This is a genomic window from Enterobacter vonholyi, from assembly GCF_008364555.1.
Lineage (GTDB): Bacteria > Pseudomonadota > Gammaproteobacteria > Enterobacterales > Enterobacteriaceae > Enterobacter > Enterobacter vonholyi.
The window spans coordinates 331,222-357,537 of record NZ_VTUC01000003.1; the positions used below are offsets into that span (position 1 = coordinate 331,222).

Genomic DNA, 26,316 nt, shown 5'->3' on the forward strand with positions numbered 1-26,316 from the left:
TGCGCGCGATGCCCGACTACGCGGGCCATCGTCAGCGAAAGAGAGCATTTATGGATTGCCGTCCCGATTGTGGCGCGTGCTGTACTGCACCGTCCATTTCAAGCCCCATTCCTGGAATGCCCGAGGGCAAGCCTGCCAATACTCGCTGCGTTCAGCTCTCTGAAAATAATCTTTGCAAGATCTTTGGCTCACCGCTGCGTCCGAAGGTCTGCTCCGGGCTTCAGCCCACGGCCGAAATGTGCGGCAGCACGCGCGAGCAGGCGATGACGTACCTTCTTGAGCTTGAGGCGCTCACCGCACCTTAAACGTCTTTAATCCTCGCCAGACAGCCAATCGTCAGCGTACACATCACCAGCGCAATCCAGAATACCGTGTGATAGTTCCAGATTTCTGCCACGACACCGGCCATTGAGCCCGCGATAATCCACCCCACGCGGGTGGTATTAGTATAAAGGGTGGTGGCAGAGCCTGCCTGGCCCGGCATCAAATCCTGGAAATAGAGCATGCCTATCCCCGCGAGAATGCCAATATAGATGGCGTTCAGCAGCTGTAACGCCAGCAACAGCCCCGGCGTATGTACCGTCAGCATACCGAAATAGAACAGCAGACCGGCGGTGGCGGCAATGCGCATTAAAAAACGCTTTCCGAAGCGCTTTGCGTAATAGCCCGCAATGAGCATCGTCGGGATCTCAAGCCCGGCCGCGGTGCCCATCATGATTCCCGCCAGCTTCTCCGACAGGTGCAGTTCATCAATAATAAACAGCGGCATATTGATGATATACAGGCTATTGGTGCCCCACATCAGCGTGCAGACAACAAACAGGAGCAGGGCATCGCGGCGGTTGCGGCGCGGTGCTTCCAGCACGCCCGTTGTCACTTTCGGCTCTTTGCGCATGGACGGCAGGAAGAACCACACCAGCGCGCCGCATACCACAAACGCGACAGCGGCGCTCAGGTACATCACCGTAAAGCCAAAACCCATCGCCAGCGCGTAGGCCAGCGGCGGGCCAATCACCCATGCCAGCGACACCTGCGCACGCAGGACAGAGCTGAACATCACCGCTTCACGTCCGGTATGGTCCGCGTGTTCACGAGCAAGGGCGAACAGCTGGGGGTTCGCCGTTGAGCCAAAGCTGCTCAGGAATACCCCGACGAAGAGCAGAATGAAATAGTTGCGGTTCCAGGCAAACAGAACGCAGGCCATGACCCCCAGCAGGCAGCAGAAAACGATCAGGCTTTTACGATCGCCTTTTCTGTCGGAGCGTCCCGCCAGAAACTGGCTGACCAGGATGCCGATGATGGCGCTTCCGGTAAAAAAGAAGCCGACCAGCGCCGGACGAACATGAACCTCATTTGTCAGAAATAAGCTCAGCGTCGGCGTCTGTAACGCACCGGCAATGCCCGTGAAGAAGGCAACAATCAGGAAGGCCGCTGAGGTTAAATCAAAGGGCTTCGGCGAGGCAGCCGCAGGGGTGTTATGCATGTTTTATAATTAGCGAGTAGCAGAGAGGGGCGGAGTGTACGCCGTCAGCTAAAAAATAAACAGTGGGTGCGGTCAATGATGCCACGAAAAATCAAAATGGCATTTCATCTTACAACCACATCGGCTGACCTTAGCTGAAACTGACTTGCTGAACTTCAGCAAAATTCAGCTGAACGAAGAAGAAATGTGCTGTATCTCTAAATTCTGACATCAGAAAGACGAGTTTACTTGCAAGGCATTGCAGAAAGCGCAAGACTTTTTGAAACGTTTCAGCGCTATCTTGTTTAAACAAACGGAGCAGGCTAGCGCATTTTTTCTCATTAAAGCTGAAACGATTCAATTTCAGCAGGAGTGGAGAACCATGTTCCAGTTATCTGTTCAGGATATCCACCCGGGCGCTCAGGCCGGGGATAAAGAAGAGGCTATTCGCCAGGTTGCCGCTGCGCTTGTGCAGGCGGGTAACGTCGCGGACGGCTATGTCAACGGCATGCTGGCCCGCGAGCAGCAGACCTCAACCTTCCTCGGCAATGGTATTGCCATTCCGCACGGCACAACCGACACCCGCGATCAGGTGTTGAAAACCGGCGTTAAGGTTTATCAGTTCCCGCAGGGCGTGCTTTGGGGCGACGGTCAGGTGGCCTATGTGGCTATCGGTATCGCGGCCAGCAGCGATGAACACTTAGGTCTGCTGCGTCAGCTGACGCATGTCCTGAGTGATGATGCGGTGGCTGAACAGCTTAAGTCCGCCACCACAGCGGAAGAGCTGCGCGCCTTGCTGATGGGAGAAAAACAGAGCGAAGCGCTGAAACTGGATAATGAAACGCTGACGCTGGATGTGATTGCTTCCGATCTGGTGACGCTGCAGGCGCTGAACGCCGGTCGTCTGAAAGAAGCCGGCGCGGCGGATACCACCTTTGTGACGCGCGTGATTAACGATAAGCCGTTGAATCTGGGTCAGGGTATCTGGCTGAACGACAGTGCTGAAGGCAACCTGCGCAGCGCTATCGCCGTGAGCCGCGCGGCCAATGCATTTGACGTAGAAGGCGAACGCGCGGCCATGCTGGTGACCGTAGCGATGGCTGATGAACAGCCGGTTTCCGTGCTGAAGCGTCTGGGCGACCTGTTGCTGAACAACAAAGCTGAAAAACTGCTGAACGCTGATGCCTCCACCGTGCTGGCACTGCTGACCAGTGATGATGTGCTGACGGATGACGTGCAAACTGCGGAGTTCGTGGTGCGTAACGAACACGGCCTGCATGCCCGTCCGGGTACCATGCTGGTGAATACCATTAAACAATTCGAGAGTGAGATCACCGTGGCGAATCTTGACGGCACGGGCAAACCGGCCAACGGCCGTAGTCTGATGAAAGTTGTCGCGCTGGGCGTGAAGAAAGGTCACCGTCTGCGTTTCACCGCGCAGGGTGCTGATGCTGAACAGGCGCTGAAAGCGATTGGCGACGCCATCGCGGCGGGTCTGGGGGAGGGCGCATAATGAGCAGACGTGTTGCGACTATTACGCTGAACCCGGCTTATGACCTGGTAGGATTTTGCCCGGAAATTGAGCGCGGCGAAGTCAACCTCGTGCGTACCACTGGCCTGCATGCTGCGGGCAAAGGGATTAACGTCGCGAAAGTGCTCAAGGATCTCGGTATCGATGTCACCGTGGGTGGATTTCTCGGGAAAGATAACCAGGATGGTTTCCAGCAGCTGTTCAGCGAGCTGGGCATTGCCAACCGTTTTCAGGTTGTTCAGGGCCGTACCCGAATCAACGTTAAGCTGACGGAGAAAGACGGTGAAGTGACCGATCTGAACTTCTCTGGCTTCGAAGTGACGCCGTCAGACTGGGAGCGTTTTGTTAACGATTCTCTGACCTGGCTGGGTCAGTTTGACATGGTGTGCGTCAGCGGCAGCCTGCCGTCCGGCGTGAGCCCGGAAGCGTTTACCGACTGGATGACGCGCCTGCGCAGCCAGTGTCCGTGCATTATTTTTGACAGCAGCCGCGACGCGCTGGTCGCGGGTCTCAAAGCCTCTCCGTGGCTGGTGAAGCCGAATCGCCGCGAGCTGGAAATCTGGGCGGGTCGTAAGCTGCCAGAACTAAAAGATGTGATTGACGCTGCCCATGCGCTGCGCGAGCAGGGTATCGCTCACGTGGTTATCTCGCTTGGTGCAGAAGGCGCGTTGTGGGTTAACGCGTCTGGCGAATGGATCGCCAAACCGCCGTCAATGGAAGTTGTGAGTACCGTTGGCGCAGGGGATTCAATGGTTGGCGGCCTGATTTACGGCCTGCTGATGCGTGAATCCAGTGAACATACTTTACGTCTTGCCACTGCCGTTGCTGCCCTGGCCGTAAGCCAGAGCAATGTCGGTATTACCGATCGTACCCAGTTAGCCGCGATGATGGCGCGCGTTGACTTAAAACCTTTTAACTAACAGCAGGAGAGGAATAATGAAAACGCTGCTGATCATTGACTCCGGTCTCGGACAGGCTCGCGCCTATATGGCGAAGACCTTGCTGGGAGCGGCGGCGAACAAAGCACATCTCGAGATGACTGATAACCCTGGCGATGCCGAACTGGCCATTGTACTGGGCGACAAAATCCCGGCTGACAGTGCGCTGAACGGCAAAAAAGTGTGGCTGGGCGATATTAATCGCGCGGTGGCTCATCCGGAACTGTTCCTGAGCGAAGCGAAAGGTCACGCGTCTGTTTACAGCGCGCCCGTCGCGACGGCACCGGCTGCGGCCACGGGCCCGAAACGCATTGTTGCGGTGACGGCCTGTCCGACGGGCGTGGCTCACACCTTTATGGCGGCTGAAGCCATTGAAACCGAAGCGAAAAAACGCGGCTGGTGGGTTAAAGTTGAAACGCGCGGCTCCGTCGGTGCCGGCAACGCTATCACCCCTGAAGAAGTGGCTGAGGCCGATCTGGTGATTGTGGCGGCGGATATCGAAGTGGACCTGGCGAAATTTGCCGGTAAGCCAATGTACCGCACGTCTACCGGCCTGGCGCTGAAAAAGACCGCGCAGGAGTTTGATAAAGCGCTGGTGGAAGCGAAGCCGTATCAGGCAACTGGCGCGCGCCAGACCGCGACGGAAGGTAAGAAAGAGTCCGCAGGCGCCTATCGTCACCTGCTGACCGGCGTGTCTTACATGCTGCCGATGGTGGTTGCGGGTGGTCTGTGTATCGCGCTCTCGTTCGCATTTGGTATTACCGCGTTTAAAGAGCAAGGCACGCTGGCCGCTGCGTTAATGCAGATTGGTGGCGGTTCCGCATTCGCACTGATGGTACCCGTCCTGGCAGGCTTTATTGCTTTCTCCATCGCCGATCGTCCTGGCCTCACGCCGGGTCTTATCGGCGGTATGCTGGCCGTAAGCACCGGTTCCGGCTTTATCGGCGGTATTATCGCGGGCTTCCTGGCCGGTTACGTCGCGAAGCTCATCAGCTCGAAGCTCAAGCTGCCGCAGAGTATGGAAGCGCTGAAGCCGATCCTGATCATTCCGCTGATTTCCAGCCTGGTGGTCGGTCTGGCGATGATTTACCTGATTGGTAAGCCGGTTGCAGGCATCCTGGCGGGTCTGACCCACTGGCTGCAAACTATGGGTACCGCGAACGCGGTTCTGCTGGGGGCAATTCTCGGCGGCATGATGTGTACCGACATGGGTGGTCCGGTAAACAAAGCGGCATACGCCTTTGGTGTTGGCCTGCTGAGTACCCAGACCTACGCGCCAATGGCAGCGATCATGGCGGCAGGTATGGTTCCACCACTGGCGCTCGGCCTGGCGACGATTATTGCCCGTCGTAAGTTCGATAAAGCGCAGCAGGAAGGCGGTAAAGCCGCGCTGGTGCTGGGTCTGTGCTTCATCACCGAAGGCGCGATTCCGTTCGCGGCCCGTGACCCAATGCGTGTACTGCCGTGCTGTATCGCGGGTGGTGCAGTGACCGGGGCGATCTCCATGGCGATTGGCGCGAAGCTGATGGCACCACACGGCGGTCTGTTTGTTCTGCTGATCCCTGGCGCCATCACGCCGGTACTGGGCTACCTGCTGGCCATCGTCGCCGGTACGCTGGTGGCGGGTCTCTCTTACGCGGTGCTGAAACGTCCGGAAGCGGAAGTTGTGGCAAAAGCAGCGTAAGCGATAAATAATAAAAAAGCCGGGTCGCATTATGCACCCGGCTTTTTTTATGCCGCCTGTTCAGCAGTTTGCTGAGCCTTCAGCCAGGCAATCTCTTCTGCCCAGATATCCGGATTAATGGTTTCAAGCACCATCGGAATACCGTCGAAGCGGGCGTCCTGCATGATAAAGCGAAACGCATCGTGGCCAATGTTGCCTTCGCCCAGGCTGTGGTGGCGGTCAACGCGGCTGCCAAAGGCGCTTTTCGCATCGTTTAAGTGCATTCCGCGCAGGTACTTAAAGCCAACAACGCGCTCGAACTCATCAAACGTGTTTTTCGTTGCCTCGGTGGTGCGAAGGTCATAACCGGCGGCAAACGCGTGGCAGGTATCAATGCACACGCCGACGCGGGATTTATCCTCCACGCCGTCGATAATCGCCGCCAGATGTTCGAACTTAAAGCCGAGGTTGCTGCCCTGACCGGCGGTATTCTCAATCACCGCGGTGACGCCTTTGGTCTTGTCCAGCGTGATGTTGATGGATTCGGCAATGCGCGCGAGGCAGGCATCTTCATCGATCTGCATCAGATGGCTGCCTGGATGGAAGTTCAGCAGCGTCAGCCCAAGCTGCTCACAGCGCTGAACTTCATCAAGAAACGCCTCGCGGGATTTTTCCAGCGCCTCTTCAACCGGGTGCCCGAGGTTAATAAGATAGCTGTCGTGGGGAAGGATCTGGCCTGGCCCGTAGTGGTACTTCTCACAGGCAGCTTTGAAATCGTCAATCACCTCGGCGGTGAGCGGGGCGGCGCGCCACTGGCGCTGATTTTTGGTGAACAGGGCGAAAGCGGTCGCCTCAATTTCGGCGGCACGAATGGCGGCATTCGCAAGGCCACCTGCAGCGCTGACGTGCGCTCCAACATATTTCATAAAGGGACTCCTGTTAACCCGAAATGCCTATGATAGCGGGTTAACAGGAGAAGGATGTAGTGGTTTATGCCATCAGGCTATGGACCGCGAGGTTAATCGCGCCGCCGCCGACAATCAGCCAGATGAAGAGTACCAGCGCCATCAGCAGCGGTTTCGCACCGGCTTTTTTCAGCGCGCTGACGTGTGTGGTCACCCCCAGGGCCGCCATGGCCATCGCCAGCAGTACGGTATCCAGCGTCACCAGCATATCCACTACCGATTTGGGCAGCAGGTGGAAGGAGTTAAAGATAGCGACCACGATAAACAGGATCGCAAACCATGGAATGGTGATTTTACTTTTCTGATTACTGTCCGCCGGTGCCAGCTGTTTAACCCGTGCAGCAAGGAAAATCAGGAACGGCGCCAGCATCATCACGCGCAGCATTTTGGCAATCACCGCTGCGTTTTCGGCTTCAGGGTTAATAGCATGTCCTGCCGCCACCACCTGGGCCACTTCGTGCATGGTCGAACCGATATAGATGCCGTAGGTTTCCGGGCTAAACCAGTGGGCAACCAGCGGATACATGGCCGGGTAGAGGAAAATCGCCAGCGTACCGAAGATCACCACCGTCGCTACCGCCACCGTCACCTTGCTGGCTTCGGCTTTAACGACGGGTTCCGTTGCCAGCACCGCCGCGGCCCCACAGATACTGCTCCCGGCACCGATCAGCCAGCTGGTTTGCCTGTCCAGGCCAAACACTTTCTGACCGATAAAGCAGGCCAGTAAAAAGGTGCTGGTCAGGGTCAGGACGTCTATGGCGATCCCGCTCACGCCCACATCCGCAATTTGCGAGAAGGTGAGACGGAAGCCGTAAAGAATGATCCCAAGACGCAGCAGGTGCTGTTTGGCAAAAATCACGCCGCCGTCGCAGGATTTCCAGATATGTGGATAAACGGTGTTACCCACGACCATGCCCAGCAAAATGGCCAGCGTCAGCGCGCTGAAACCTGCGCCTGCGATGGCCGGGATGCTGCCGCCCCATAGCGCGACGGCGGTCACTGCGGCGCTGAGCGCAAGACCCGGCACGAAGTGCCACACTGTACGATGATGTTGTAAGGTGATTTCTGACATAACCTTCTCCTTTGTCTGGCTAAAGGTTACGGCGCTCTGGCTTAAAAATAAAATTGATTATATACTTATAATCAATCTATATAAGTGGTAAGCAACCATGCACATTACTCTGCGTCAGCTGGAAGTGTTTGCCGAGGTGCTGAAAAGCGGCTCGACGACCCAGGCGTCACAAATGCTGGCGCTCTCGCAGTCTGCGGTCAGCGCGGCGTTAACCGATCTTGAAGGACAGCTTGGCGTTCAGCTTTTTGACAGGGTAGGGAAGCGTCTGGTGGTCAACGAGCACGGTCGTCTTCTTTATCCACGCGCGCTGGCGCTGCTGGAGCAGGCTATCGAAATCGAGCAGCTGTTCCGCGAAGACAATGGCGCGATCCGCGTCTACGCCAGCAGCACCATCGGGAACTACATCCTGCCGGAAGTGATTGCCCGCTACCGCCGGGATTTCCCGACCCTGCCGCTGGAGATGAGCGTGGGGAACAGCCAGGACGTCATCAACGCGGTGATCGACTTCCGGGTGGATATCGGCCTCATCGAAGGACCCTGCCATAACGTCGATATTATTGCCGAGCCCTGGCTGGAAGATGAGCTGGTGGTGTTTGCCTCCCCGGCCTCGTCGTTATTGCAGGGCGAGGTGACGCTGGAACGCCTGGCGCAGGCGCAGTGGATCCTGCGCGAGCAGGGCTCCGGCACGCGTGAAATTGTCGATTATCTGCTGCTTTCTCATTTGCCGCATTTCCAGTTAGGGATGGAGCTGGGGAACTCTGAGGCCATCAAGCACGCGGTGCGCCACGGGCTCGGCATCAGCTGTCTTTCCCGGCGCGTTATTGCCGAACAGCTGGAAACCGGATCGCTGGTTGAAATCCCCATCCCGCTCCCGAAACTGGTGCGCACGCTGTGGTGCATTCATCATCGTCAGAAACACCTTTCCAGCTCGCTGCAGCGTTTTCTGCGCTATTGCGAGATGTGAAATCGCCCATTACCTGGCCCTCTCCCCAAAGAGGAGAGGGAAAAATTATGCTTTACTTATAATCCTGGCCCAGTCATGAAGCTCTCTTATAACTGAGTATTTCTGCCGGAAGGAACGCGGATCGTCTGCTACAATCGCGCCTCATTTATTAAATGGACAGCATTTTCATATGGTTTCAGAAATTAAAACCACAGAAGCGCCCACGCTACGTCGTGAACTTAAGGCGCGTCACCTGACGATGATCGCCATTGGCGGCTCAATCGGTACAGGTCTTTTCGTTGCCTCTGGCGCAACGATTTCGGCAGCAGGCCCGGGTGGGGCACTTTTCTCTTATATCCTGATTGGCCTGATGGTGTACTTCCTGATGACCAGTCTTGGCGAACTGGCCGCGTACATGCCGGTATCCGGTTCGTTCTCGACCTACGGTCAAAAATACGTTGAAGAAGGCTTTGGCTTCGCGCTGGGCTGGAACTACTGGTACAACTGGGCGGTCACTATCGCCGTTGACCTCGTTGCCGCACAGCTGGTGATGAACTGGTGGTTCCCGGATACGCCGGGCTGGATCTGGAGCGCCCTGTTCCTCGCCGTTATCTTCCTGCTGAACTACATTTCCGTGCGCGGTTTCGGCGAAGCGGAATACTGGTTCTCTTTGATCAAAGTGGCAACCGTCATCATCTTTATCGTCGTCGGTGTGGCGATGATCGTTGGTATTTTCAAAGGCGCAGAACCTGCGGGCTGGAGTAACTGGACGATAGGCGATGCGCCGTTTGCCGGTGGACTGTCGGCAATGATTGGCGTGGCAATGATTGTCGGCTTCTCCTTCCAGGGGACCGAGCTGATTGGCATCGCGGCCGGTGAGTCAGAAAACCCGGAGAAGAATATTCCGCGCGCGGTTCGTCAGGTCTTCTGGCGTATCCTGCTGTTCTATGTGTTCGCGATCCTGATTATCAGCCTGATCATTCCGTACACCGATCCAAGCCTGCTGCGTAATGACGTTAAAGACATTAGCGTCAGTCCGTTCACGCTGGTCTTCCAGCACGCCGGTCTGCTTTCAGCCGCGGCAGTGATGAACGCCGTTATCCTGACCGCTGTGCTTTCAGCCGGTAACTCCGGGATGTACGCGTCCACCCGTATGCTCTACACGCTGGCATGCGACGGTAAAGCACCGCGTATTTTCGCGAAGCTGTCCCGTGGCGGCGTACCGCGTAACGCGCTGTACGCCACTACGGTGATCGCCGGTCTGTGCTTCCTGACCTCTATGTTTGGCAACCAGACGGTGTACCTGTGGCTGCTTAACACCTCCGGGATGACGGGCTTTATTGCCTGGCTGGGGATTGCCATTAGCCACTATCGTTTCCGCCGTGGCTACGTCAAACAGGGTTATGACGTTAACCAGCTGCCGTATCGCTCAGGGTTCTTCCCGCTGGGTCCCATTTTCGCCTTCATTCTGTGCCTGATCATTACGCTGGGACAGAACTATGAAGCGTTCCTGGCGGACACCATTGACTGGGGCGCCGTCACGGCGACCTACATTGGTATTCCGCTGTTCCTCGTCATCTGGTTTGGCTACAAGCTGACGAAAGGAACAAAATTCGTTCGCTACAGTGAAATGGAATTCCCGGAACGATTTAAACAATAACCGCACTTCCTCTCTTTTAACCCGCTCATTCGAGCGGGTTTTTTTATTCCCGTATCCTGAAACAAAGATATATTTCTTAACAATTTAATTGATAATAATTATCGTTTGCTTTATCGTTATCAAAAATAAGCGTGTCACCGACCCACCGCAGATGTGGGCGGCAGGGAAGACGCTGTGAGCAATGATGATTTGATTTAGTTGTATTTACCTCATGGAGATATGGAATGTTTAGGTTGAATCCCTTCGTCAGGGGAGGACTTTGTGCGTCCGCAATGTCCTTGGCCCTGCCTGTTATCGCAGCGGAATCCGGCGACACAATGGTTGTCACGGCCTCCGCGACCGAGCAAAACCTGAAAGACGCACCGGCAAGCATCAGCGTGATTACCCAGGAAGATTTGCAGCGCAAACCCGTTCAGAACCTGAAAGATGTGTTACGGGAGGTGCCGGGCGTTCAGCTCACGAGCGAAGGGGACAACCGTAAAGGGGTAAGTATCCGTGGACTGGACAGCAGCTACACGCTGATCCTGATCGACGGCAAGCGCGTCAACTCGCGTAACGCGGTGTTCCGCCATAATGATTTCGACCTCAACTGGGTGCCGGTTGACGCCATCGAACGAATCGAAGTGGTGCGCGGACCGATGTCTTCTCTGTACGGTTCCGATGCCCTGGGCGGCGTGGTGAACATTATCACCAAAAAAATCGGCCAGAAATGGACGGGCACCCTGAGCGCCGACTCCACGGTTCAGGAACACCGCGACCGTGGAGACACCTACAACGGTCAGTTCTATACCAGCGGTCCGCTGGTGGACGGCCTGCTGGGGCTGAAAGCCTACGGTAGCCTCGCGAAGCGCGAGAAAGACGGTCAGCAGAAATCTTCTACCACGGCGAGCGGTGAAACACCGCGCATTGAGGGCTTCACCAGCCGCGATGCGAATGTGGAATTCGCCTGGACGCCGTCTGAAAATCACGACTTTACGGCGGGCTACGGTTTCGATCGTCAGGATCGTGACTCGGATTCCCTCGACAAAAACCGCCTTGAGCGACAGAACTACTCGCTTAGCCACAACGGCCGTTGGGACGTCGGCAATAGCGAGCTGAAGGTTTACGGCGAAAAGGTGGATAACAAAAACCCGGGCAACAGCAATCCGATCACGTCCGAAAGCAACGCGGTGGACGGGAAATACGTGCTGCCGCTGGGCGAAATCAACCAGCTACTGACCTTCGGCGGCGAATGGCGTCACGATAAGCTGAAGGATCCGGTCAACCTGATGGGCGGTTCGAGCAGCAGTACGTCGACAAGCCAGTATGCCCTGTTCCTGGAAGATGAGTGGCGTCTCTTTGAACCTCTGGCACTGACCACCGGCATCCGTATGGACGACCATGATACCTACGGCGACCACTGGAGCCCGCGCGCCTATCTGGTCTACAACGCGACCGATACCGTAACGGTGAAAGGGGGCTGGGCTACCGCGTTTAAAGCGCCGTCTCTGCTGCAGCTGAGCCCAGACTGGGTTACCGGCTCGTGCCGCGGTGCCTGTGAGATTGTTGGTAACCCGGACCTGAAGCCGGAAACCAGCGAGAGCTTTGAATTCGGTCTGTACTACAGTGGAGAAGAGGGCTGGTTAGAGGGCGTGCAGGCCAGCGTCACCACCTTCCAGAATAATGTGGATGACCGTATCAGCATCAGCCGTACGGCCAATGCGAAACAGGCCCAGGGCTACACTAACTACGTTGGCCTGAATGCGGACGGTGAACCGATTTTCCGCTACTACAACGTTAACAAGGCGCGCATCCGCGGGGTGGAGACCGAGCTGAAACTCCCGCTGGCGGACGACTGGAAACTGACGCTGAACTACACCTATAACGACGGTCGCGATATCAGCAACGGAGGCAACAAGCCGCTGTCCGATCTGCCGTTCCACACGGCTAACGGTACCGTTGACTGGAAGGCGACGCAGGACTGGTCGTTCTATGTTCAGGGCAACTACACAGGTGAGAAACGCGCGCTGACCAGCAGCGCTCCAACGCCGGGTGGCTATGTCATCTGGAATACCGGCGCCGCGTGGCAGGCGACGAAAAGCGTGAAGCTGCGTGCAGGCGTGCAGAACCTGCTGGACAAAGATCTGAGCCGCGACGATTACAGCTACACGGAAGATGGCCGTCGCTACTTTGTCGGCGTGGATTATAAGTTCTGATGTAGCCTGGATGCCCGGTGGCGCCTCGCTTACCGGGCCTACAAAATCCACGAATGTAGTCCGGGTAAGGCGAGGCCGCCACCCGGCAATCGGCTGCACTTAGCCGAATAAATGCTCCGCATGGAAGCGGAGATGATCCTCAATAAAGGACGCGATAAAATAATAGCTGTGGTCGTATCCCGGCTGGATGCGCAGCGTCAGCGGCCAGTCTTTCTGGCGTGCCGCTTCTGCCAGCACCGCAGGCTGCAGCTGTCCGGCGAGGAACTGATCCGCATCGCCCTGATCGATAAGCATCGGGATCGCATTTGCTGAGCTGCTGGCCAGCATCAGCGCACTGCTATCCCATTCCAGCCATTTCGCTTCATCTTCACCCAGATAGTTCGTGAAGGCTTTCTGCCCCCACGGCACCTGCGTTGGGTTCACAATTGGCGCAAATGCCGACGCGCTGACGTATTTTCCCGGATTTTTCAGCGCCATGATAAGCGCCCCGTGTCCGCCCATCGAGTGGCCGCTGATCGCGCAGCGCTCGCCAACCGCAAACTGCGACTGCACCAGCGCAGGAAGTTCATCGCGAATGTAATCATACATGCGGTAGTGGCGCGCCCAGGGCTGCTCGGTCGCATTGACATAAAACCCGGCGCCTCTGCCCAGATCGTATCCCGCATCGTCGGCCACATCATCGCCGCGCGGGCTGGTATCAGGCATCACCAGCGCAATACCCAGCTCGGCGGCAATACGCTGCGCGCCCGCTTTGGTGGTGAAGTTTTCGTCGTTGCAGGTCAGGCCTGAAAGCCAGAACAGAACCGGCGGATTTTCCGTCGGCGGCAGGAAAATGCTGAACGTCATCGCACAGTTCAGGACGGTGGAGTCATGCCGCCAGCGCTGCTGTCGACCTTCAAAACAACGGTGCTCTTCGAGCAGTTCCATGCAGGGCTCCTTAATGAGAATGCGTATTCATAAAAACCATAATACAGCCTTTTCATTGACCTGTGAGCAACTTTCACTTTCGCCTGACGGCCAGATGCTGCATCATAAATTTACTTTTCTTTAACAATTGGAGCGGTCATGGCGCTGCGTATTGCGCTCAGTGGGTTTGTCGTTCTGGTGGTGGCGATGGGAATTGGGCGCTTTGCCTTTACGCCTCAGGTGCCGCTGATGATTGCTGCCGGGCAGCTTACGCTGACCAGCGCGGGTTTGGTCGCGGCGATGAACTATCTGGGCTATCTGGTGGGCGCATGGGATGCTATGCGTGCGCACCGCTTTGTGGAAACGCGCCTCTGGCTTGGCATCACCGGCGCGGTGGCGCTGACGCTGCTCTCCGCGGCGGCGGATAACGCCGTCGTACACGGCCTGCTGCGCTTCGTGATTGGCTGCATGAGCGGCTGGTCGATGGTACTGATTGCCGCCTGGACTAACGAACGGCTTGGGCAGTTGGGTAAACCGGGCCTGAGCGCTGCCGTATTTGCCGGACCGGGGGCGGGCATTGCCCTGAGCGGGCTGCTCGCCGTCTATATCCAGGCGAAGTCCCTGTCGGCCGGGGCGGCATGGCAAATCTACGGCGTGCTGGCGCTGGTGCTGATTGCGCTGGTAGCGCGCTACCTGCCGCGATCCGGTCAGCTCCATCGACCGGGCACAGCACCAGAGCCGCTGGTGCTGACGGCGGATTTAAAACGTCTGGTCTGGAGCTACAGTCTGGCTGGCTTTGGATATATCCTCCCCGCGACCTTCCTTTCGCAAATGGCGGCGGTGCGTTTTCCCGGCAGCTTGTTTGCGCAGTTCGTCTGGCCGATTTTTGGTATCGCCGCCGTGGTGGGGATAGCGCTCAGTATTCTTTTACGCCATACCTCAACGGCTAACCGCAGGCTGGCTATAGTCCTGTGGTTACAGGGGGCGGGCGTGCTGGCGGCCTGGCGGCTGCCGGGGATTGGCGGGTTGCTGACGGGGGGGCTGCTGGTGGGCGGCGGCTTTTTGTGTGCCGTGCAGCTCTCTCTTTTATATGGTCGCGAGCTGGCACCAAACCACACGCGCTATATGGCAGGCCTGCTCACCACCGGGTATGCAATTGGTCAGTTGATTGGGCCGGTCACCTCGGCGTTATCAACCTGGCTTACCCACCGGCTGGAGCCGGCGCTGGGGCTGGCGGGCTTGGCGTTGTTCGTTGGAGGAGCCCTGGTCTGGAATCGTCACGCTGAAAGGCAACAGCAATTGCAATAATTATCGTCGTGAATACTGGATTATGTGCGTCGCCTCACGCACAATGAGCGCATACTTTTGCCACAACGAGGGCAAAAGACGCCACACCTGCAGGAGAACAAAATGTCATCACTCAGTAAAGAAGCTGCCCTGGTCCACGAAGCCCTGGTTGCGCGCGGTCTTGAAACGCCACTGCGTCCGCCCGTACAGGATTTGGACAATGAAACCCGCAAGCGTCTGATTGCCGGTCATATGACCGAAATCATGGAGCTGCTGAATCTCGATCTGAGTGACGACAGTCTGATGGAGACGCCGCACCGCATCGCGAAAATGTACGTCGACGAAATTTTCTCCGGCCTGGATTACGCCAACTTCCCGAAAATCACCGTCATTGAAAACAAGATGAAAGTGGATGAGATGGTGACGGTGCGCGATATCACGCTGACCAGCACCTGCGAACACCATTTCGTGACCATCGACGGTAAAGCGACCGTGGCGTATATCCCCAAAGATACGGTGATTGGCCTGTCGAAGATCAACCGCATCGTGCAGTTCTTTGCCCAGCGTCCGCAGGTGCAGGAGCGTCTGACGCAGCAGATCCTGACCGCGCTGCAAACGCTGCTGGGCACCAATAACGTGGCCGTCTCTATCGACGCGGTTCACTACTGCGTGAAGGCGCGCGGCGTGCGTGATGCGACCAGTGCAACGACCACCACCTCGCTGGGCGGCCTGTTTAAGTCAAGCCAGAATACCCGCCAGGAGTTCCTGCGCGCCGTACGTCACCACAATTAAGTCTTACAGGGCAGGGACCATGGAGCGAAACGTCACGCTCGATTTTGTTCGCGGCGTCGCCATTCTCGGTATCCTGCTGCTTAATATCGCCGCCTTCGGTTTGCCGAAGGCGGCTTATCTCAATCCTGCGTGGTATGGCGACATCACGCGCAGTGATGCCTGGACGTGGGCGATCCTCGATCTCTTTGCGCAGGTCAAATTCCTCACGCTCTTTGCCCTGCTGTTTGGCGCAGGCCTGCAGCTTCTCCTCAAACGCGGTACGCGCTGGATCCAGTCGCGCCTGACGCTGCTGGTTCTCCTCGGCTTTATCCACGGCCTGTTCTTCTGGGACGGCGATATTCTTCTCGCGTATGGGTTAGTCGGGCTCATCTGCTGGCGCCTCATTCGCGATGCGCACAGCGTAAAAAGCCTGTTTAACACCGGCGTGATGCTGTATGTGATGGGGCTTGGCGTCCTGCTATTGCTGGGGATGATCTCCGGCGAGGCGACAAACCGTTCATGGATCCCGGATGCCGCTAACCTGCAGTACGAACAGTTCTGGAAGCTGAAAGGTGGTACGGAAGCGATAAGCAACCGCGCGGATATGCTGGGGGACAACCTCCTTGCGCTGGGCGCGCAATACGGCTGGCAGCTGGCGGGCATGATGCTGATGGGCGCGTCATTGATGCGCACCGGGTGGCTGAAAGGAGAATTCAGCCTGCGTCACTATCGTCGTACCGGCGCCGGTCTGGTGCTGCTCGGCGTGCTGATTAACCTCCCGGCGGTGATTGCGCAGTGGCATATCCACTGGGATTACCGCTGGTGCGCGTTCCTGCTCCAGGTGCCGCGTGAACTGAGCGCGCCGTTCCAGACCATCGGCTACGCGGCGCTGATCTATGGCTTCTGGCCAACGCTTTCCCGCCTGTGGATTGTCAGCGCTATCGCCTGCGTGGGCCGAATGGCGTTGAGCAATTACCTCCTGCAAACGCTCATATGCACCACGCTTTTCTATCGCTTTGGCCTGTTTATGAAATTCGACCGCCTTACGTTGCTGGCGTTTGTTATTCCGGTCTGGGTGGTAAACCTGGCGTTTTCTGTTCTCTGGCTACGCTATTTCCGCCAGGGACCGCTGGAGTGGGTGTGGCGTCAGTTAACCGCATATGCTTCAGGGGTATCATTGAAAAACACATCCAGATAACGATCTGGATCACAATCATTAACAAAACGGATGTAAGCGTTTTCATGACTGTGAGCTTCTTCACGTAGTCCCCTTTCTCTCGCTGCCAAAATAGCCACCTTGCTAAACACAGGGGGTGTCTGTGAGTTGCTGCAATCCTTTGAAGGATGGTGAATATGATCACCATTCGTGACGTCGCCCGTCAGGCGGGCGTTTCTGTGGCTACCGTCTCACGCGTGCTCAACAATAGCGCGCTGGTCAGCCCTGAAACCCGAGAAACCGTAATGAAAGCCGTGACCCAGCTCGGGTACCGGCCAAATGCCAATGCCCAGGCGCTTGCGACGCAGGTCAGCGACACCATCGGCGTGGTGGTGATGGATGTCTCGGATGCCTTTTTCGGCGCGCTGGTGAAAGCGGTCGACATGGTGGCACAGCAGCATCAGAAATATGTCCTGATCGGTAATAGCTATCATGAAGCGGAAAAAGAGCGTCATGCCATTGAAGTGCTGATCCGCCAGCGCTGTAACGCCCTGATTGTCCATTCAAAAGCCTTGAGCGATGAAGAGCTAACCGGATTGATGGAGCAGATCCCGGGCATGGTGCTGATCAACCGCATTGTCCCCGGCTATGCCCACCGCTGCGTCGGGCTGGATAACGTCAGCGGCGCCATGATGGCCACGAAAATGCTCATCAACAACGGGCATCAGCGGATCGGTTATCTGGCCTCCAGCCATCAGATTGAAGATGACGAACTGCGGCACGAAGGCTGGCAAAATGCCCTGAAAGAGCACGGCATTACGCCATCCGAAAGCTGGGTGGGGACCGGCACGCCGGACATGCAGGGCGGTGAAGCGGCGATGGTGGAGCTGCTGGGCCGCAACCTGCAGCTGTCTGCGGTGTTTGCCTATAACGACAGCATGGCGGCTGGCGCCTTGACGGCACTGAAGGATAACGGCATTGCGGTGCCACAGCATTTATCACTCATTGGTTTTGATGATATCCCGATTGCCCGTTACACCGACCCGCAGCTGACAACGGTGCGCTACCCCATTGCCTCTATGGCGAAACTGGCAACTGAGCTGGCATTACAGGGAGCGGCAGGGCTGCTGGATCCGGGCGCAACGCACTGTTTCATGCCGACTTTAGTACGTCGCCACTCCGTCGCGGCCCGGCAAATTGTGGTTCCGATCACTAACTGATTAGATCAGGTGATGTAACCGTTTTCAATCTGTGAGTAAATTCACAGTATCTTAACAAGGCGCTGACTATGATGTCAGCGTTTTAGGGGCTGAAACGCTATGTAACAGTGATTATTCACTTTCACTATAGCCAATGTGCCGCAAACAACGAATAAAACGCATTTCTGGAGCGTTACCGAACACGGAAGAAAGAAATTTTATAAGTGAACTTCGGCTGTCAGTAACGTTTTATTAACACCTGCCCGCCGATCGTTATTCACAAGAACTACCCTGCATAAAAAAACCGGAGATACCATGAATAAGAAGGTGTTGACCCTGTCTGCTGTAATGGCAAGCATGCTTTTTGGTGCAGCAGCGCACGCTGCGGATACCCGTATTGGTGTGACCATCTATAAATACGACGACAACTTCATGTCTGTTGTGCGTAAAGCGATTGAGAAAGATGCGAAAGCAGCGCCAGACGTTCAGCTGCTGATGAACGACTCCCAGAATGACCAGTCCAAACAGAACGACCAGATCGACGTTCTGCTGGCGAAAGGCGTGAAAGCCCTGGCCATCAACCTGGTTGACCCGGCTGCAGCAGGCACGGTCATTGAAAAAGCGCGCGGTCAGAACGTGCCGATCGTCTTCTTCAACAAAGAACCTTCCCGTAAGGCGCTGGATAGCTACGACAAAGCGTATTACGTCGGTACTGACTCCAAAGAGTCCGGTATTATTCAGGGCGATTTGATCGCGAAACACTGGGCGGCGAACCCGAACTGGGACCTGAATAAAGACGGTCAGATTCAGTTCGTGCTGCTGAAAGGCGAGCCAGGCCACCCGGATGCTGAAGCGCGTACTACCTACGTTATCAAAGAGCTGAACGACAAAGGCCTGAAAACCCAGCAGCTGGCGTTAGATACCGCGATGTGGGATACCGCTCAGGCGAAAGATAAGATGGACGCGTGGCTGTCCGGCCCTAATGCCAACAAAATCGAAGTCGTTATCGCCAACAACGATGCGATGGCAATGGGTGCGGTAGAAGCGCTGAAAGCACACAACAAATCCTCAATCCCGGTATTCGGCGTGGATGCACTGCCAGAAGCGCTGGCGCTGGTTAAATCCGGTGCGATGGCCGGTACCGTGCTGAACGATGCCAACAACCAGGCGAAAGCCACCTTCGATCTGGCGAAAAACCTCGCCGATGGCAAAGGCGCGGCAGATGGCACCAACTGGAAAATTGACAACAAAATTGTTCGCGTACCTTACGTGGGCGTAGACCAGTCCAACCTGGCTGAGTTTATCGGTAAATAAGTTAGCGGTACTGTCTCCACTGGGCGCAATTCGTTGCGCCCTTTTATAACGCGATATGCGAGGCCAACAAGGTATAATTATGGTCAGCACAACAACTCAGTCATCCGGTGAATACCTGTTGGAAATGAGCGGTATCAACAAGTCATTTCCCGGCGTTAAGGCACTCGATAATGTTAATTTAAAAGTTCGTCCTCACTCTATTCATGCCTTAATGGGGGAGAACGGTGCGGGTAAATCAACATTATTAAAATGTCTTTTTGGGATCTATCAAAAAGATTCTGGCAGCATTCTTTTTCAGGGGAAAGAGATCGATTTCCATTCAGCGAAAGAAGCACTGGAAAACGGTATCTCGATGGTTCACCAGGAATTAAACCTGGTGCTGCAGCGTTCAGTTATGGATAACATGTGGTTGGGACGTTATCCAACCAAAGGTGTCTTTGTCGATCAGGACAAAATGTATCGCGACACCAAAGCAATTTTCGACGAGCTGGATATTGATATCGATCCGCGTGCCCGCGTGGGAACATTATCCGTCTCCCAGATGCAGATGATCGAAATCGCCAAAGCGTTCTCCTATGATGCGAAAATCGTTATCATGGATGAACCGACATCGTCATTAACGGAAAAAGAGGTTAACCACCTTTTTACCATTATTCGTAAGCTAAAAGATCGCGGCTGCGGCATTGTTTACATCTCCCACAAAATGGAAGAGATCTTCCAGCTGTGCGATGAGATCACCATCCTGCGCGACGGTCAGTGGATTGCCACGCAGCCGCTGGAAGGGCTGGACATGGACAAGATCATCGCCATGATGGTCGGCCGTTCCCTGAACCAGCGCTTCCCTGACAAAGAAAACAAGCCGGGTGAAGTGATTCTGGAAGTGCGCAACCTGACCTCGTTACGTCAGCCGTCTATCCGCGATGTCTCCTTCGACCTGCATAAAGGTGAAATCCTGGGGATTGCCGGCCTGGTCGGGGCAAAACGTACCGATATCGTCGAAACCCTGTTTGGTATCCGTGAGAAGGCTCAAGGCACCATTACGCTGCACGGTAAGAAAATTAACAACCACAACGCCAACGAAGCTATTAATAATGGTTTCGCGCTGGTGACGGAAGAGCGTCGTTCGACCGGTATTTATGCGTATCTGGATATTAACTTTAACTCGTTAATTTCTAACATTCGCAATTACAAAAACAAAGTCGGGCTGCTGGATAACTCCCGCATGAAAAGCGATACCCAATGGGTGATTGACTCCATGCGTGTGAAAACGCCAGGCCATCGCACCCAAATTGGTTCGCTGTCAGGCGGTAACCAGCAGAAAGTGATTATCGGCCGTTGGTTATTAACCCAGCCAGAAATTCTGATGCTGGATGAACCTACCCGCGGTATTGACGTCGGCGCGAAGTTTGAAATTTATCAGCTGATTGCCGAGCTGGCGAAAAAGAATAAAGGGATCATTATTATTTCTTCCGAAATGCCGGAATTGTTAGGGATCACGGATCGTATTCTGGTTATGAGCAATGGTCTCGTCGCCGGTATTGTTGACACCAAAACGACAACGCAAAACGAAATTTTGCGTCTTGCGTCTTTGCACCTTTAAGATCAGGGGCTCCTCATGAGTGCGTTAAATAAAAAAAGTTTTCTCACTTACCTGAAAGAAGGCGGTATTTACGTTGTTCTTTTAGTCTTGCTGGCAATCATCATTTTCCAGGACCCTACGTTCTTAAGCCTGCTGAACCTGAGTAACATTCTGACCCAGTCCTCCGTGCGTATTATCATTGCGCTGGGCGTGGCGGGCCTGATCGTGACCCAGGGGACGGACCTTTCTGCCGGTCGCCAGGTGGGTCTGGCGGCGGTTATCGCGGCAACCCTGCTGCAGTCGATGGAAAACGCTAACAAGGTCTTCCCGGAAATGGCCACCATGCCGATTTTCGTGGTGATCCTGATTGTCTGCGCCATCGGTGCGGTGATTGGTCTGATCAACGGAATTATCATCGCCTACCTGAACGTGACGCCGTTTATCACCACCCTGGGTACGATGATCATCGTTTACGGTATCAACTCCCTGTACTACGACTTCGTCGGCGCTTCGCCAATCTCGGGCTTTGACAGCGGCTTCTCGACCTTTACGCAAGGGTTTATTGCGCTTGGCAGCTTCCGCCTGTCGTACATCACCTTCTATGCGCTGATTGCGGTGGCCTTCGTCTGGATCCTGTGGAACAAAACGCGCTTCGGCAAAAACATCTTCGCCATCGGCGGTAACCCGGAAGCGGCGAAAGTCTCCGGCGTTAACGTAGCCCTGAACCTGCTCATCATCTATGCCCTGTCCGGCGTGTTCTACGCCTTCGGCGGGATGCTGGAAGCGGGCCGTATCGGCTCTGCTACCAACAACCTCGGCTTCATGTATGAGCTGGATGCGATCGCAGCCTGCGTGGTGGGCGGCGTCTCCTTCAGCGGCGGTGTGGGTACGGTACTGGGCGTGGTGACCGGTGTGATCATTTTCACCGTCATCAACTACGGGTTGACCTATATCGGCGTGAACCCGTACTGGCAGTACATCATCAAGGGCGCCATCATTATCTTCGCGGTTGCGCTGGATTCACTGAAGTACGCCCGTAAGAAGTAATCGTCTCTCTCCATACCCGGCCCGCTCACCGAGCGGGCTTTTTTTATGCTCTATGCCAGATGGGACTCCTCTCGGGTCACAATGCGCTCAAACCAGTCGAGTTCAGAGAGCTTGCAGGCGACCCACTGTTCGGAAAAGGCATCGCCCAGGCTGTCGGTGAGATACTGACAGCGGGCAAAGGCCTCAATCGCCTCCTGCTGGAACAGCGGCAGTTCCGGTTGGTCGTGCTGCGGTTCAGGGAGATCCCCCTCGTCGATATGTTCCAGCCCGTACAGCATGCCGGTCAGGATAGTGGCCGCCACCAGATACGGATTCGCATCGGCCCCGGCCAGCCGGTACTCGATACGACGGTTACTCTCATCCGAGCAGGGAATACGCAGGGCGGCGGAGCGGGTGTTATAGCCCCAGGAGTTAAAGACGGGTTCCGTCAGGCTTTTACGCAGGCGACGAAACGCGTTGACGCCTGGCGCAAGAATGGCGACGGAGGCGGGCATCAGCGCCAGCTGGCCCGCGACGCACAAACGTATCATGCTGTTAAGCGCGTTCACCGGGGAAGCAAAGACGTTTTCGCCGTGACGATTGTTCAGGCTGAAATGGAAGTGCAAACCGCTGCCGGCAAGCTGGCTGAAAGGCTTAGCCATAAAGTTGGCCTGCAGACCGTGCTTTTCAGCAACGTAACGGGTCAGGCGACGAAGCGCCAGCACGTTATCGCAGACCTCAACGACGCGATGGCTGTGCTTCAGGTTTAATTCGTACTGTCCGGACTCGGCTTCCGCCACGACCCCTGACAGCGGGATGCGCTGCAGGTGGGCCAGCTGTTCCAGCTCGTCAAACAGCGCCGCATGCGCCGACGAGGTATCCATGTGAAAACAGCCCTGATTTTGCGGATCGCGTTCGCCCTGTCCCGTCAGATAGAACTCGATTTCCGGGGCAATGACCGGGAAAAGGCCGTGCTGGTGGAAGCGGGCCACGACGTTCTGCAGTATCGCGCGCGGCTCAAGCGGGCAGGGGTTACCGTCGCTGTCCTTCATCGTCAGCAGGATCTGCGCCGTGTGCTCTGGATCCTGCGGACAGGGGCGCAAAGAGCCGGCGACCGGGACGCACAGCCGGTCGGGTTCATCATAAAGCGGGGCGGCGATTTTTCCCTTCTGGTCCATTGAGTAGACGGAAAGCGGAAAATAACAGCCTTTTTCCAGATTCAGCATGCTCTCTACCGAGAGGCGCTTGCCGCGCACCGTGCCGTTGATATCGTTCAGATAAACGTCAACATGTTTCGTTTGCGGGTAACGTTCCAGATAATCGGCCACTTCCACGGCAACGTTGTGCTGCAGGGCGTCTATTTTTTCATCCAGCCAGAGACCAGAAGTAAGTGCGCCAGGGAGTGATAAACCGGGAAAGTTAAAGTACGGGCGGAGACTTTTGAGGAAAAACGCATTCATTATCGAGTTCATAGTCATTCTTCAATGAAGCCGTAGCGGCAGTGAACTCAGCTTAAAAGAGCAGACGTAAAGGGGAGATAAAAAGCGTCAGGCCGGCCGTAAAGAAAGTATAAAGGCGGTCCCGTTATTTCTCTTTTTTTTGCATATCGAGCAGCTGCTCGGGCGTGACGGCCGGGTAACCCTGCGCGTCTTCCGGCACTTCGTGCATCGCCGGAATCGGCACCAGAGGGCCTAAAAAGCGCGGTTCGCGTTTGAAGATATACAGATCGGCCAGGGCACCAAAGCGGGCGCCGAACTCGCGCACGCGCACGCTCAGCATATCTTTTGGCGACGGCACCGCGTAGCACTGCGCCTGAATGCCCATATGCAGGGCGATAAACAGCGCGCGCTCGCAGTGGAAGCGCTGGGTGATGATGATGAAGTCGTTGGTGTCGAAGACTTTGCGCGTGCGCACGATGGAGTCCAGGGTGCGGAACCCGGCGTAGTCGAGCACGATATCGGCCGGATCCACGCCCGCAGCAATCAGGTCCTTACGCATCGTCACCGGTTCATTGTAGCTTTGCAGGGCGTTATCGCCGCTCAGCAGCAGGTAGTTCACCTTGCCGCTGTTGTAGGCGTTCAGCGCGCCCTGAATGCGGTAACGGTAATACTGATTGATTACGCCGGTGCGGTAATACTTGGCGGTGCCAAGCACCACGCCAACCTGACGATACGGCAGGTCCTGCAGGTCATCAAAGATGTAGGGGGCGGTTTTCCAGCTCATCCAGCGGTCGAGACCCAGCACGATCAACAGCAGTATGCCGACCAGGACAGACAGGCTGTAAAAAACGCGCTTTAACATGCAGATGGCTCGTACCGAAGGTGAAATTTAACTCAGGCTACTTTACCCGCCTGGTTAGCGCAAGAAACAGCGACTCAACTGAGGGGTTTTTCAGCAAACTGGCGGGCATTTCTGCCCGCCGGAAGGATTACGCCAGCAGTACGCGGTCAATCGTCGTACAGCCCAGCGCTTTGAGCGTTGCGGCGGTGGCATCCCACTGGATCAGCGGCGCATCGGCAATCTCAGCCAGAATGGCGCGCTGAATGTCCGGATAATCATAGCCGTTCAGGTTCAGCAGGTTGAGTGCGCCCTGCAGCGGCGGCAGCGTTGGGTTAAACGCGGCGTTTTCCGCATAGCTGCCGGTGAAGATTCGGCCATCGCGGCACTGCAGCGCCACGCCGCTCGGGGACTTGCTGTACGGCGTGTGGCTCTTGTTGGCGGCGGTAATCGCCGCCTGGCTCAGGTCATCGCCGGACAGGGCGAAACCGTGGTCCTGATCGTCCATCAGCAGCGTTTTGATATCCAGATCTTTCGGACCAAATGCGTCAGGCAGATAATCGCCCAGCGTGTGCGGCGCGCGACCCGGCAGGTTGATGCGCAGCTGCAGCCCGCTGTTCAGCTCGTTCATAAACTGACGGCAGTGGCCGCACGGAGTGTAGTTAACGGTAATGGCGCTCAGGGCTTTTTCACCGCGCAGCCAGGCGTGGCTGATGGCGCTCTGCTCGGCGTGAACCGTTTGCTGCATGGTCGCGCCCAGGAACTCCATATTGCCACCGAAGTACCAGGTACCGCTGACGCCGCGCGCAATGGCCCCGACGTTAAAATGGGAGAGATCGGCCCGCGCGCAGGCGGCAGCCAGAGGAAGCAGTGCGAAAGCCAGCGCGTCTTCGTCAAGTCCCGTTGCCTGTTTCAGCATCGTGACCTGCTCCGCGTTCAGCAGGGCGGGGAAGTGTGCATCTGCCAGAACGGGAGCCAGGGCTGACTGCAAATTCTCTGCAAGCTGGGCGAAAGCAGCTTGAAAACGTGGGTGCATGGCGTTTGCCTCATAAAGGTTAATGGATCGGTAGTTTACGGAGCCGCCAGGGCTTTATATGTGATCCACTTCTCATTATGTATGCAACTTATGAAAGCAAAATGAAATTTGCGCGACGCATCGCAAATTTTAGCCCATCACCGCCAGAATAAGCGGGAAAATGAACGGGGCCAGCAGGGACGTGATAATCCCGCAGATCACCAGCGCCAGCGAGCTAAACGCCCCTTCCTGATAATCCAGCTCCGCGCAGCGGGCAGTGCCCAGGGCGTGGGAAGCTGTCCCCATCGACAGTCCTCGTGCCGCTTTAGTATGAATGCGCATACCGTTCAGCAGGCTGTGGCCAAACACCGCGCCGAGAATACCGACGAAAATAACGCACATCGCGCTAATTGCTGGAATACCGCCGAGGCTACCCCCAACCGCCATCGCAATAGGCGTGGTCACAGATTTAGGCAGAATAGAGGCGGCAATCTGCGGCGAGGCCCCCATCAACAGCGCCACCGACGTACCGGTGATCATCGCCACCAGGCTGCCGACAAAGCAGATGGTAATGATGGATTTCCAGCGGGCGCGGATCTGGTGCAGCTGCTCATATAAAGGAAAGGCGAGCGCCACAACGGCGGGCTGCAGCAGGTCGTTTAAAATTTTGCTGCCGGCAAAGTAGCGTTCGTAAGGAATGCCGGTGAGCAGCAGGAACGGAATAATCACCACCATTGCCACCAGCAGCGGGTTCAGCAACGGCATTTTGAAACGCGCGGCAAGCTTACGTGCGGCGAAGAATACTGCGAGGGTGAGCGGCAGCGACCACCAGATATTGGCCATCATTTTTTTGTTTTCTCCCCAATCACGTTACGTTCGCCATGCACCAGATGCGAACTCCAGCTCACCACCAGGAAAACCACCAGCGTACTGACCGCGCAGGAGACCACAATCGGGCCGAACTGGGCCTTGAGCAAATCAAAATACTGCATGACCCCGACGCCGATAGGCACGAAAAGCAGCGCCATATAGCGAATGAGGACGAAGCAGCCGGGATTGACCCACTTTGCAGGCAGGATTTGCAGCGCCAGCAAAACAAAGAGGATCAGCATGCCGATAATGCTGCCGGGAATGGTGATGGGCAGCAGCGACGCGATGAAAATCCCGGCATACAGGCAGGCGTAAATCAGGACGAATGCGCGCAGATATTGCCAGATAATGTTCAATGTTTTGCTCATGGTGATAGTCCTTGCTGAAACGCATTCATCATACAATTAAACCCAAAAATGTGCCACGGATCACATCATGAATTTTGAGCATACCAGACATTCCGGAATGGAACGTCCGGTATCATCTT

At 56.0% G+C, this 26,316-nt stretch carries 23 protein-coding genes; 14 read left to right on the plus strand and 9 right to left on the minus strand.

The genetic code is table 11. The features are described from left to right. Positions 1-50 precede the first annotated feature (50 nt). Positions 51-305 carry a YkgJ family cysteine cluster protein gene (locus F0319_RS05990; protein WP_111965309.1) on the plus strand — a complete coding sequence of 85 codons (255 nt, stop codon included), beginning with the start codon at positions 51-53 and terminating at the stop codon, positions 303-305. On the opposite strand, the gene setB is transcribed toward F0319_RS05990, so the two are convergent. Further along, positions 302-1,483, minus strand: a complete 1,182-nt coding sequence (setB, locus tag F0319_RS05995) for a sugar efflux transporter SetB (RefSeq protein ID WP_149366470.1) — start codon at positions 1,481-1,483, stop codon at positions 302-304. The genes F0319_RS05990 and setB overlap by 4 nt on opposite strands. 361 nt (positions 1,484-1,844) lie before the next feature. Here setB and fruB point away from each other — a divergent pair, with 361 nt between their 5' ends. Genes fruB through fruA form a run of 3 tightly spaced genes read left to right on the plus strand, consistent with a single transcriptional unit; the run spans position 1,845 to position 5,615 of the window. Then, positions 1,845-2,975: a fused PTS fructose transporter subunit IIA/HPr protein gene (gene fruB / locus F0319_RS06000; RefSeq protein WP_149366471.1), complete on the plus strand. Its 1,131-nt coding sequence runs from the start codon at positions 1,845-1,847 to the stop codon at positions 2,973-2,975. Next, positions 2,975-3,913, plus strand: a complete 939-nt coding sequence (gene fruK, locus F0319_RS06005) for a 1-phosphofructokinase (RefSeq protein WP_008500936.1) — start codon at positions 2,975-2,977, stop codon at positions 3,911-3,913. Before fruB ends, fruK begins: the two co-directional genes overlap by 1 nt. A gap of 16 nt (positions 3,914-3,929) precedes the next feature. Beyond that, the gene (gene fruA / locus F0319_RS06010) at positions 3,930-5,615 is read left to right on the plus strand and encodes a PTS fructose transporter subunit IIBC (RefSeq protein ID WP_127731692.1); all 1,686 of its coding nucleotides are present in this window, start codon (positions 3,930-3,932) and stop codon (positions 5,613-5,615) included. 47 nt (positions 5,616-5,662) lie between these two features. Here the strand turns inward: fruA and nfo are convergent, their stop codons facing one another. Continuing rightward, on the minus strand, positions 5,663-6,520 hold the full coding sequence (gene nfo, locus F0319_RS06015; protein WP_127731690.1) for a deoxyribonuclease IV: 858 nt from the start codon (positions 6,518-6,520) through the stop codon (positions 5,663-5,665). A 64-nt stretch (positions 6,521-6,584) separates the two neighbouring features. After that, the gene (locus F0319_RS06020; RefSeq protein WP_143345329.1) at positions 6,585-7,631 is read right to left on the minus strand and encodes a YeiH family protein; all 1,047 of its coding nucleotides are present in this window, start codon (positions 7,629-7,631) and stop codon (positions 6,585-6,587) included. A 97-nt stretch (positions 7,632-7,728) separates the two neighbouring features. Between F0319_RS06020 and yieE the strand changes: the two genes are divergently transcribed. The 3 genes from yieE (at position 7,729) to cirA (ending at position 12,429) form a co-directional block, all read left to right on the plus strand. Further along, positions 7,729-8,595, plus strand: a complete 867-nt coding sequence (gene yieE / locus F0319_RS06025; protein ID WP_047346566.1) for a DNA-binding transcriptional regulator YeiE — start codon at positions 7,729-7,731, stop codon at positions 8,593-8,595. A gap of 169 nt (positions 8,596-8,764) precedes the next feature. Continuing rightward, positions 8,765-10,234: an amino acid permease gene (locus tag F0319_RS06030; protein WP_111965314.1), complete on the plus strand. Its 1,470-nt coding sequence runs from the start codon at positions 8,765-8,767 to the stop codon at positions 10,232-10,234. Positions 10,235-10,458: 224 nt separating this feature from the next. Further along, complete coding sequence (gene cirA, locus F0319_RS06035; RefSeq protein ID WP_149366472.1) at positions 10,459-12,429, plus strand: catecholate siderophore receptor CirA; 1,971 nt, start codon at positions 10,459-10,461, stop codon at positions 12,427-12,429. Positions 12,430-12,528: 99 nt separating this feature from the next. On the opposite strand, the gene fghA is transcribed toward cirA, so the two are convergent. Further along, positions 12,529-13,356 carry an S-formylglutathione hydrolase gene (gene fghA / locus F0319_RS06040; RefSeq protein ID WP_149366473.1) on the minus strand — a complete coding sequence of 276 codons (828 nt, stop codon included), beginning with the start codon at positions 13,354-13,356 and terminating at the stop codon, positions 12,529-12,531. Positions 13,357-13,494: 138 nt separating this feature from the next. Between fghA and F0319_RS06045 the strand changes: the two genes are divergently transcribed. The 7 genes from F0319_RS06045 to mglC all read left to right on the plus strand — a co-directional run bounded on the left by F0319_RS06045 (position 13,495) and on the right by mglC (position 21,688). Then, positions 13,495-14,643, plus strand: coding sequence for a YbfB/YjiJ family MFS transporter (locus tag F0319_RS06045; protein ID WP_149366474.1), 1,149 nt, complete (start codon positions 13,495-13,497; stop codon positions 14,641-14,643). A 102-nt stretch (positions 14,644-14,745) separates the two neighbouring features. Beyond that, entirely contained in the window at positions 14,746-15,414 is a 669-nt protein-coding gene (gene folE, locus F0319_RS06050; RefSeq protein WP_023312471.1) for a GTP cyclohydrolase I FolE, read from the plus strand. Between the two features lie 19 nt (positions 15,415-15,433). Further along, positions 15,434-16,591 (plus strand): DUF418 domain-containing protein YeiB, encoded by a 1,158-nt coding sequence (gene yeiB / locus F0319_RS06055; RefSeq protein ID WP_149366475.1) that lies wholly within the window; start codon positions 15,434-15,436, stop codon positions 16,589-16,591. A 155-nt stretch (positions 16,592-16,746) separates the two neighbouring features. Continuing rightward, a complete protein-coding gene (gene galS / locus F0319_RS06060) occupies positions 16,747-17,769 on the plus strand; it encodes an HTH-type transcriptional regulator GalS (RefSeq protein WP_149366476.1) in 1,023 nt (340 codons plus the stop codon). Positions 17,770-18,063: 294 nt separating this feature from the next. After that, entirely contained in the window at positions 18,064-19,062 is a 999-nt protein-coding gene (gene mglB, locus F0319_RS06065) for a galactose/glucose ABC transporter substrate-binding protein MglB (RefSeq protein ID WP_008500923.1), read from the plus strand. A 79-nt stretch (positions 19,063-19,141) separates the two neighbouring features. Continuing rightward, positions 19,142-20,662, plus strand: coding sequence for a galactose/methyl galactoside ABC transporter ATP-binding protein MglA (gene mglA, locus F0319_RS06070; RefSeq protein ID WP_047174129.1), 1,521 nt, complete (start codon positions 19,142-19,144; stop codon positions 20,660-20,662). 15 nt (positions 20,663-20,677) lie between these two features. Continuing rightward, positions 20,678-21,688: a galactose/methyl galactoside ABC transporter permease MglC gene (mglC, locus tag F0319_RS06075; protein ID WP_008500921.1), complete on the plus strand. Its 1,011-nt coding sequence runs from the start codon at positions 20,678-20,680 to the stop codon at positions 21,686-21,688. 50 nt (positions 21,689-21,738) lie between these two features. Here mglC and F0319_RS06080 read toward each other — a convergent pair whose 3' ends face one another. The 5 genes from F0319_RS06080 to F0319_RS06100 form a co-directional block, all read right to left on the minus strand. Next, positions 21,739-23,127 (minus strand): glutamine synthetase family protein, encoded by a 1,389-nt coding sequence (locus tag F0319_RS06080; protein WP_111965320.1) that lies wholly within the window; start codon positions 23,125-23,127, stop codon positions 21,739-21,741. Between the two features lie 124 nt (positions 23,128-23,251). Beyond that, entirely contained in the window at positions 23,252-23,968 is a 717-nt protein-coding gene (gene sanA / locus F0319_RS06085) for an outer membrane permeability protein SanA (protein WP_008500918.1), read from the minus strand. Positions 23,969-24,095: 127 nt separating this feature from the next. Continuing rightward, positions 24,096-24,980, minus strand: a complete 885-nt coding sequence (cdd, locus tag F0319_RS06090) for a cytidine deaminase (RefSeq protein WP_149366477.1) — start codon at positions 24,978-24,980, stop codon at positions 24,096-24,098. Between the two features lie 129 nt (positions 24,981-25,109). Further along, a complete protein-coding gene (locus tag F0319_RS06095; RefSeq protein WP_111965322.1) occupies positions 25,110-25,805 on the minus strand; it encodes a CidB/LrgB family autolysis modulator in 696 nt (231 codons plus the stop codon). Continuing rightward, positions 25,802-26,197 (minus strand): CidA/LrgA family protein, encoded by a 396-nt coding sequence (locus F0319_RS06100; RefSeq protein WP_111965323.1) that lies wholly within the window; start codon positions 26,195-26,197, stop codon positions 25,802-25,804. The genes F0319_RS06095 and F0319_RS06100 overlap by 4 nt, the downstream gene beginning before the upstream one ends. Positions 26,198-26,316 lie beyond the last annotated feature (119 nt).

Coding starts and splice junctions, on each gene's coding strand:
- yeiB (WP_149366475.1), top strand. CDS start 15,434: ATGGAGCGAAACGTCACGCTCGATTTTGTTCGCGGCGTCGCCATTCTC.
- mglA (WP_047174129.1), top strand. CDS start 19,142: ATGGTCAGCACAACAACTCAGTCATCCGGTGAATACCTGTTGGAAATG.
- F0319_RS06020 (WP_143345329.1), bottom strand. CDS start 7,631: ATGTCAGAAATCACCTTACAACATCATCGTACAGTGTGGCACTTCGTG.
- F0319_RS06030 (WP_111965314.1), top strand. CDS start 8,765: ATGGTTTCAGAAATTAAAACCACAGAAGCGCCCACGCTACGTCGTGAA.
- folE (WP_023312471.1), top strand. CDS start 14,746: ATGTCATCACTCAGTAAAGAAGCTGCCCTGGTCCACGAAGCCCTGGTT.
- F0319_RS06095 (WP_111965322.1), bottom strand. CDS start 25,805: ATGATGGCCAATATCTGGTGGTCGCTGCCGCTCACCCTCGCAGTATTC.
- F0319_RS05990 (WP_111965309.1), top strand. CDS start 51: ATGGATTGCCGTCCCGATTGTGGCGCGTGCTGTACTGCACCGTCCATT.
- nfo (WP_127731690.1), bottom strand. CDS start 6,520: ATGAAATATGTTGGAGCGCACGTCAGCGCTGCAGGTGGCCTTGCGAAT.
- fruB (WP_149366471.1), top strand. CDS start 1,845: ATGTTCCAGTTATCTGTTCAGGATATCCACCCGGGCGCTCAGGCCGGG.
- mglB (WP_008500923.1), top strand. CDS start 18,064: ATGAATAAGAAGGTGTTGACCCTGTCTGCTGTAATGGCAAGCATGCTT.
- F0319_RS06045 (WP_149366474.1), top strand. CDS start 13,495: ATGGCGCTGCGTATTGCGCTCAGTGGGTTTGTCGTTCTGGTGGTGGCG.
- mglC (WP_008500921.1), top strand. CDS start 20,678: ATGAGTGCGTTAAATAAAAAAAGTTTTCTCACTTACCTGAAAGAAGGC.
- yieE (WP_047346566.1), top strand. CDS start 7,729: ATGCACATTACTCTGCGTCAGCTGGAAGTGTTTGCCGAGGTGCTGAAA.
- F0319_RS06080 (WP_111965320.1), bottom strand. CDS start 23,127: ATGAATGCGTTTTTCCTCAAAAGTCTCCGCCCGTACTTTAACTTTCCC.
- sanA (WP_008500918.1), bottom strand. CDS start 23,968: ATGTTAAAGCGCGTTTTTTACAGCCTGTCTGTCCTGGTCGGCATACTG.
- setB (WP_149366470.1), bottom strand. CDS start 1,483: ATGCATAACACCCCTGCGGCTGCCTCGCCGAAGCCCTTTGATTTAACC.
- fruK (WP_008500936.1), top strand. CDS start 2,975: ATGAGCAGACGTGTTGCGACTATTACGCTGAACCCGGCTTATGACCTG.
- fruA (WP_127731692.1), top strand. CDS start 3,930: ATGAAAACGCTGCTGATCATTGACTCCGGTCTCGGACAGGCTCGCGCC.
- cdd (WP_149366477.1), bottom strand. CDS start 24,980: ATGCACCCACGTTTTCAAGCTGCTTTCGCCCAGCTTGCAGAGAATTTG.
- galS (WP_149366476.1), top strand. CDS start 16,747: ATGATCACCATTCGTGACGTCGCCCGTCAGGCGGGCGTTTCTGTGGCT.
- F0319_RS06100 (WP_111965323.1), bottom strand. CDS start 26,197: ATGAGCAAAACATTGAACATTATCTGGCAATATCTGCGCGCATTCGTC.
- fghA (WP_149366473.1), bottom strand. CDS start 13,356: ATGGAACTGCTCGAAGAGCACCGTTGTTTTGAAGGTCGACAGCAGCGC.
- cirA (WP_149366472.1), top strand. CDS start 10,459: ATGTTTAGGTTGAATCCCTTCGTCAGGGGAGGACTTTGTGCGTCCGCA.